Annotated in this window: 1 protein-coding gene; it reads right to left on the bottom strand. The window is 43.0% G+C overall.

Annotation, left to right across the window (positions count from 1 at the left end; all coding sequences use genetic code 11):
- The coding region (locus tag CWB78_RS18610) for a pseudouridine synthase (protein ID WP_249930487.1) at positions 1–337 on the bottom strand (337 nt) is incomplete at both ends.

The following is a 337-nucleotide window of genomic DNA, read 5'->3' as shown; positions in this document are numbered from 1 at the left end:
ACTGGCGGTGTAGTGGTTTATCTACGTTAACCACGTATTCTTTTTCATGGTTATTGCCAGCACGAAGGATTTTATTAACGATATCCCCATCATTGGTTAAAAAAATCAACCCCTCTGAGGGCCTATCCAAGCGACCAATCGGAAAGATACGGTCAGGATATTTAACCGCTTTTACAATATTACTTTGAATTTTTCGTTCTGTGGGACAGGTAATACCGACTGGTATATTGTAAGCAATGTACACCCGTTTGGGTGGTGCATTTAAGGGCTTACCATCACCCACTACCACATCGCTGTGGGCTCCTTTAAAACCCATTTCGGGTACTTCGCCAGAAAC

The sequence above is a fragment of the Pseudoalteromonas sp. S1612 genome (assembly GCF_005887175.1).
Lineage (GTDB): Bacteria > Pseudomonadota > Gammaproteobacteria > Enterobacterales > Alteromonadaceae > Pseudoalteromonas > Pseudoalteromonas undina.
This window is presented reverse-complemented; position numbering and strand designations above follow the sequence as displayed.